This window comes from Polaromonas sp. UBA4122, from assembly GCA_002381615.1.
Taxonomy (GTDB): Bacteria; Pseudomonadota; Gammaproteobacteria; order Burkholderiales; family Burkholderiaceae_C; genus Polaromonas.
Map to the genome: position 1 here is coordinate 46,768 of DFWY01000010.1, position 6,713 is coordinate 53,480.

The following is a 6,713-nucleotide window of genomic DNA, read 5'->3' on the forward strand; positions in this document are numbered from 1 at the left end:
CCACGCTTTTCACTTCGTGTAATACGCTGCCCCCCGAGGGGGCTAATTTTCCTTGGAGCGGCCCTGCGGAAAATTCCGCCTTCAAGTCAGCCAAAATGCGCGTTGTGCTGGCTTCCGAAGAAGCCGTTTCCACCTTGGGGTGGCCTGATGGAAAAATAGCATTCATGCTTTTAGACCTGTGAATCCCACGGTGCAGACAGGCGCACCGCTGCGTTGATGATGCCGACCATGGAATAGGTCTGCGGGAAGTTGCCCCACATCTCGCCCGTGACCGGGTGCGTGTCTTCCGACAGCAGGCCCAGATGGTTGCGCGCTGCCAGCATGGATGCAAAAATTTCACGGGCTTGTTTTTTTCGGCCAATGCGCGCCAGCGCATCAATGCGCCAGAAGGTGCAGATATTGAACGCAGTTTCAGGTTTGCCAAAATCGTCGGGAGCTTCGTAGCGGCGCATGTAGGGCCCGTCGCACAAATAGGTTTCCAGCGCGTCGACGGTGGCAATGAAGCGCGGGTCTTTCGGGTCAATGAAGCCCACCTCGATCATCAGCAGCACGCTGGCGTCCAGATCGCGTCCGCCAAAACTTTCGGCAAAGGCCTGACGCTCTTCGCTCCAGGCTTCACGCAAAATGCGCTCCTGCATGCGCTGCGCATGGCCCTGCCAGTAGGCCGCACGCTCAGGCAGCTCAAGCACCAGCGCAATTTTGCCGAGCCGGTCGCACGCCGCCCAGCACATCAGCGCGGAAGAGGTGTGAACCCGGGTGCGCGTGCGCAGCTCCCACATGCCGGCGTCAGGTTTGTCGTAGGTGCGTGCCGCCTGCTCGCCAACGTTCTCCAGCCGTTTGAACTCGGCCAGGCCAGCGCGGTGCAGCAGCCGATGGTCATGAAAGGCCTGCGCCGCGCCCAGCACCACATTGCCATACACGTCATGCTGAAAATGCTCTTGCGCCTGGTTGCCCACGCGAACGGGCCCCATTCCCCGGTAGCCCGCCAGATGCGCCATCACCGACTCGGGCAGCTCGCGCTCCAAGCCAATGCCGTACAGCGGCTGTATATGTCCGCCTCTGGCTTGCACCACCACGTTGCTCAGCCAGCGCAGGTAATCTTCCAGGGTGCCGACCTCCGACAGGCTGTTGAGCGCCCGCACCACAAAAAAGGCATCGCGCAGCCAGCAGTAGCGGTAGTCCCAGTTGCGCTGGCTACCCGGTGCTTCAGGAATGCTGGTAGTCATGGCCGCCACGATGGCGCCGGTGTCTTCAAACAGCGACAGCTTGAGCGTGATGGCGGCACGGATCACCGCGTCCTGCCACTCCAGCGGAATATGCAGGCGCTGGCTCCATTTGCGCCAGTACGACACGGTTTCCTGCTCAAACAGCTGCGCCGTGTCGGCAATGCCGTCGGTGAGCGACTCGTCGGCGCCCAGCAGAAAATTGTGCTCGCGTGTCAGCACGAAAGGCTGCCTGGACAGCAGGTGCGACAGCGGGGCATCGGTGTTCAGCCGCAGCGTAAGCGCATCGCCCACATAGCGCAGATGGTTGCTGCCCTGGGTGATCAGGGGCTGGCGGCGGCCCCAGTCAAAACGGAGGTCGAGCGACACGCGAATGCGCGGCGCGCCATGAATGGGTCGCACGCGCCGCACCAGCGTCATGGGTTTGAAGAAGCGCGAGTGGCTGAAAAAACGCGGTGCGAAGTCGGTGATCTCTATGCCCTGGCCGCTTTTGTCAAACAGCTGGGTTCGCAGCACGGCGGTATTGGGCTCGTACCACTGCTTCGATTCCGAAAAATCCTCGATCTCGATGCCAAATGCGCTGGATTGGGCACTGGATGGGGAGATGTCGCCGTCGTTGTTGCCGGTGCCGGGCTCTATCAGTGCGTTGAACACCGGGTCGCCATCAAAGCGTGGCAGGCAGCACCAGACGATGCGCCCGCGGGCATCAATCAGCGCGCTGAACGCACAGTTGCCAATCACCCCCATGGCGAGCGAGGGTTCAGCGGGGGGCGCAAAGCGCACGGAGTCGCTTGCGACGGTCATGTGCGGATCCTCGCCATGGATTTCTTCTGTGTGTTGGGTGCGCGATTGGGCCCCTGCTCCTGGCAGGCGGCCTGCAGCCATTGGCGCAGTGCCACTGGCGCCCGGCAGCGGTAGTGGGCCAGCGTTGCGCCTTCGCCAACCTTGATGCCCTGGCCGCCGAGAAGCTGCACGGCAGAAAACCCGGCTTCATCGGTCGTGTCGTCGCCCGCGAACAGGGGCAAGCGGCCAGCAAAGGGAGCCTCCGCCATGAACGCTTCAATCGCCGTGCCCTTGCTGATACCTGCCGGCTTGACTTCAAACACATACTTGCCGCGCAGCAGTTCGACGCCCGGCGTGCTGTGGGCCGCATCAAGCATGACTTGCAGGGCCAGTGTTTCCATCTCGGGGGCATGGCGGTAGTGCAGGGCCACGGCCGCTGCCTTGATTTCGACGCGCAGGCCCGTGTGGCGCGCTGCCAGCGCAGTGGCCAGTCGCACCACCTCCTGCAAATCGGGCGACGCCAGGCGGATCACCTCGCCCTGGAGCAGGCGGCGTTGCGCGCCGTGCTCGGCGGCAGCGGGCAATTGCAGGGGCGCCAGAAAACCGTCCAGATCGGTAAGCTTGCGGCCCGACACAATGGCCAGTGCGCCGCCCAGCTGCGCTGCGAGTTGCGTCAGGACGGGAATCAGCTCTGTTGTGACCTGCACGGCTTCGGGCTGCGGTGCCAGGTCGGCCAGCGTGCCGTCGAAGTCCAGAAAAAGTGCGGTCTGCGGGCCAATGCCGGGCAGGCTGCGCAGGGAGGAGGGGGGTAAGGATGAGGACTGCATGGCCATTGACCGTTTACCTTAGCACAGACCCCTTCAAAAAAGCTGTAGGCCGGTTTCGCCTTTTTACAGATTCAGCCGGCCAGCCCCACAGTGAAGCCGGGGCTTCGGCTCACGGCTGCCACCCGCGCCTGGTGAATCCACTCGCCAATCTGTTTGCCGCTCTGTCCTGCAGCCTGCGCCTCGGCAGCCACCTGATCCGTTGCCACGGATTGGGCCGCAGCCAGTGCCTCCAGCAGGCGCTGGCGCTGGGAGTAGGGTGCATTCTCAAGCCCGAGTCGCCCACGCGCATCACACTCGCACGCCAGCAGGATGTCGGCAAAACGCTGGGGCTTGCGAAACGCATCGCAGCGTTCCAGCAGGCGTACCATGGCTGCCGCGCTGAAGTCACCACTGCGGTGAATGTTGCCGTGCTCGCGCGCCACCACGTCGGCCAGCTCGCGGCACTCGGCTGGAACGCGCAAGCGTTCGCACACGCCTTTGAGCAGGCGCGCACTGCGTTCTTCGTGGCCGATGTGTTTTCCTAAATTGGGGTCAGATTCCATTTTCATTCGCCAGATCTCTGGCGTGTAGGCAGCGCCTTGCGCTGCCATGAAATCGGAATCTGACCCCGATGTAGAAGTCCCTTTGCCCAGGTCGTGACCCAGGCAGGCAAAGCGTACCGGCAAGGAGGCTTTCAGTTGGGCCGCCACGTTCAGCACCATCATCAGGTGAATGCCGGTGTCCACCTCGGGGTGGTACTCGGCGCGCTGGGGCACGCCCCACAGCCTGGCGACTTCAGGCAGCAGCTTGTGCAAGGCACCGCACTCGCGCAGCACGTCAAACAGGCGCGAAGGTTTAGTCTCCATCAGCCCGCGCGCCAGCTCCTGCCAAACCCGTTCGGGCACTAATGCATCGACTTCGCCGTCAGCCACCATCTCCTGCATCAGCGCTTGGGTTTCGGGCGCGACCGAAAAATCCGGAAACCGGGCGGCAAAGCGCGCCAGTCGCAGAATGCGGACCGGGTCTTCGCGGAAGGCTTCGGTGACATGGCGCAAGACCTTGTGCTGGAGGTCCTTCTGCCCGCCATAAGGATCAATCAGCGCGGAAAAATCAGGATCAAATGCGGCTGTAGCGCAAGAAGGACGGGCGGGAACAGCTATTGAATTAATAGTAAGGTCGCGCCGCGCCAGGTCTTGCTCCAGCGTCACGTCGGGCTCGGCATGCACCACAAAACCGTGGTAGCCGGGCGCGGTTTTGCGCTCCGTGCGGGCCAGCGCGTACTCTTCGTGGGTTTGCGGGTGCAAAAACACCGGAAAGTCCTTGCCCACTGGTACAAAGCCTTGAGCCACCAGTTCCTCGGGAGTGGCGCCGACCACCACCCAGTCGCGGTCTTGCACGGGCAAGCCCAGCAAGGCATCGCGCACCGCACCCCCAACCATGTAAATCTGCATGCGGGCAGTTTAGCGGCTCAAGTCATCCGCACCCTTCAGCGCCTCACGGCTTCAGGCGGTAAGGCTCCTCAAACTCGACGAAGTCCTTTTCTGCCAGTGCGTCATCGATCCAGGCCTTGACGCCCGGTAAGGTGCACAGGCGCTCGATATAGGCGGTGATGTCTGCCGGAACCGGCAAAGCATAGCTTTTAAGGCGCATGCACACCGGCGCAAAAAATGCGTCGGCAATGCTGAACTCGCCAAACAGCATAAGGCCTTTGTGCTCCGCCAGCAATTCGCGCCACATGCTGATGAGGCGCATTACATCGGCGCGCACGGCGGGCTTGTCGCGCCAGATCAACCGGCCTGCATCGCTCAGATCGGCTTCAATGTTCATGGTGCAGGCCGAACGCAGGGCAGCAAAGCCGCTGTGCATTTCGGCGCAAACGCTGCGCGCGTGGGCCCTGGCCTGCACGTTTTGGGGCCAGAGGTGTTTTTCGGGAAAACGCTCGGCCAGGTATTCGGCAATGGCCAGCGTGTCCCACACCACCAGGCCGTCGTCGTCCAGTACCGGCACCTTGACCGCCGGGTTGATGCTGCTGGCTTTCTTTTTGAATTCGGAGCCGGCATCAAATGAATCAAAACGGATTTTGACTTCCTCGAAAGGAATGCCGGCCTGCTTGAGCAGCACCCACGGCCGCATGGACCAGGAGGAATAGTTTTTATTGCCGATATAGAGCTTGAGCATGGGCTTCCTGATCTGCTGAGATGAAAGGTCAACGTGATACAAGTCGCCATGCTACATCGGCGAGCGTGGGAGCTTATTTGGTCTAGAACCGACCGGCCGTTTTGCGCTTGGCCATGAGGCCGCTGCGCAGGCCCTGCGCTCCGAGGTAGGTGGGCCCAATCGCGCCCAGCGCGGCGGGGGTGATGCCCAGCGCCTGCAGGCCGGGCAGCTTGCCGCTGGCCACGTTGTCGGTTTTCATGGCGTCGAGATTGTCCCGGCTCAGCACGGGCTCGCCGGGTGCCAGTTCCATGAGTCGGGCCTGCAGGCGCGCCAGCGCGTCGGGCAGCGCGATCACCGGCCGGCCCTTGCCGCCCTTGACGCCGGCGTAGCGGCCTGCCAGCTCTACCAGTTGCTTGAGCGTGAACACCTCGGGACCGCAGGCTTCAAAAATTTGCCCGATTGTGTCGGAGTCTTGCAGGCAGTACACCACCGCGCTGGCCACGTCCTCCACCCACACCGGCTGAAAGCGCGCCTGGCTGCCGGCCAGCGGAATCACCGGAAACACCTGCTGCAGCCGCGCAAAGGTGTTGAGGAATTTGTCTTCAGCACCAAAAATCACGCTGGGGCGCAGCACCGTCACGTCAAGCCCGCTGCCGAGCAACACCGCCTCGCCGCGTGCCTTGCTGCGCTGGTACATCGAGGCCGAATCGAGCGAAGCACCCAGCGCGCTGATATGAACGATGCGCCGCAGGCCGCTGGCCTCGCAGGCCCGCGTCAGCGCCAGCGGCAATTGCACATGCGCCGTTTCAAACGCGGCTTCCGAGCCGTGCAAAATGGCGATCAGGTTGACCACGGCGTCGTGCCCGGCCAGCAAGGGTAGCAGCGATGCGCTGTCCCGCACATTGACCTCGACCACATCGACCATTGGCAGCATTTGCAGGTGCTGCGCATTGCTCAAGCGGCGTGTGGCCACGGTCACGCGGCATGGCAGCTGGCTCAGTTTTTCGCAAACATGCCGACCGACAAAACCGGTGCCGCCGAGGACAAGAATTTTTTTCATAAACCCTAATTTAGCGCGTTTGGAGGGATTTTCCCGAAAACGCCGGGCTTTATGACGATTTATGGCCTTAGCCCAGTTGGGACGGGCGTTACAGGCTATTAAATCAATAGCAATCAGCGCTTGGTAATCTTGCGGGGCTTGCCGAAATCGTCAATCGCCACATAGGTCAGGCTGGCTTCCGTGACCTTGATGTAATGCCCCTGCGCGCGAAAGCGCTCGGCGTACACCTCGACCTGCACCGTGATCGATGTGGTGCCGATGCGGGTCACGCTTGAAAAAAACGACAGAATGTCGCCCACTTTGACCGGCTGCTTGAAAATGAACTGGTTGACCGCCACCGTCGCCATGCGGCCGTCGACGTAGCGCGCCGGGATTACTGAGCCGGCCGTGTCCACCTGGGCCATGACCCAGCCGCCGAAAATATCGCCGTTGGCGTTGCAGTCGGCCGGCATCGGGATCATCTTGAGCACCAGCTCCTTGTCGGTGGGCAGCTGGACCGTGATGGTCTGCAGGTGAGCCTCGGCGCTGGCGTTGACGGTATTGCCCGTGTGGGCGCTTGATTCGGAAGACATAGGCACAATCTCATAAGAAATTAAAACAACCCCAACGATTGTGACTCATGCGCTCCCGAGCTTCCACGGCTGATTCTTCCTTTCCCGCGCCCGCCACAACAGCAGCGGGCGG

General features: G+C 62.1%; 6 protein-coding genes. All 6 read right to left on the reverse strand.

What is annotated here, in order from left to right; all coding sequences use genetic code 11:
* Positions 1 to 170 precede the first annotated feature (170 nt).
* The 6 genes from B3F77_RS01770 to B3F77_RS01795 all read right to left on the reverse strand — a co-directional run bounded on the left by B3F77_RS01770 (position 171) and on the right by B3F77_RS01795 (position 6,601).
* A complete protein-coding gene (locus B3F77_RS01770; RefSeq protein ID WP_293603292.1) occupies positions 171 to 2,027 on the reverse strand; it encodes a glycoside hydrolase family 15 protein in 1,857 nt (618 codons plus the stop codon).
* Positions 2,024 to 2,833 carry a trehalose-phosphatase gene (gene otsB, locus B3F77_RS01775; protein WP_293603293.1) on the reverse strand — a complete coding sequence of 270 codons (810 nt, stop codon included), beginning with the start codon at positions 2,831 to 2,833 and terminating at the stop codon, positions 2,024 to 2,026. The genes B3F77_RS01770 and otsB overlap by 4 nt, the downstream gene beginning before the upstream one ends.
* Before the next feature lie 71 nt (positions 2,834 to 2,904).
* Positions 2,905 to 4,263 (reverse strand): multifunctional CCA addition/repair protein, encoded by a 1,359-nt coding sequence (locus tag B3F77_RS01780; RefSeq protein WP_293603294.1) that lies wholly within the window; start codon positions 4,261 to 4,263, stop codon positions 2,905 to 2,907.
* Positions 4,264 to 4,306: 43 nt separating this feature from the next.
* Positions 4,307 to 4,990, reverse strand: a complete 684-nt coding sequence (locus B3F77_RS01785; protein WP_293603295.1) for a glutathione S-transferase family protein — start codon at positions 4,988 to 4,990, stop codon at positions 4,307 to 4,309.
* An 82-nt stretch (positions 4,991 to 5,072) separates the two neighbouring features.
* Positions 5,073 to 6,029, reverse strand: coding sequence for a complex I NDUFA9 subunit family protein (locus B3F77_RS01790; RefSeq protein WP_293603296.1), 957 nt, complete (start codon positions 6,027 to 6,029; stop codon positions 5,073 to 5,075).
* 113 nt (positions 6,030 to 6,142) lie between these two features.
* Entirely contained in the window at positions 6,143 to 6,601 is a 459-nt protein-coding gene (locus B3F77_RS01795; protein WP_293603297.1) for an acyl-CoA thioesterase, read from the reverse strand.
* Positions 6,602 to 6,713: the final 112 nt, after the last annotated feature.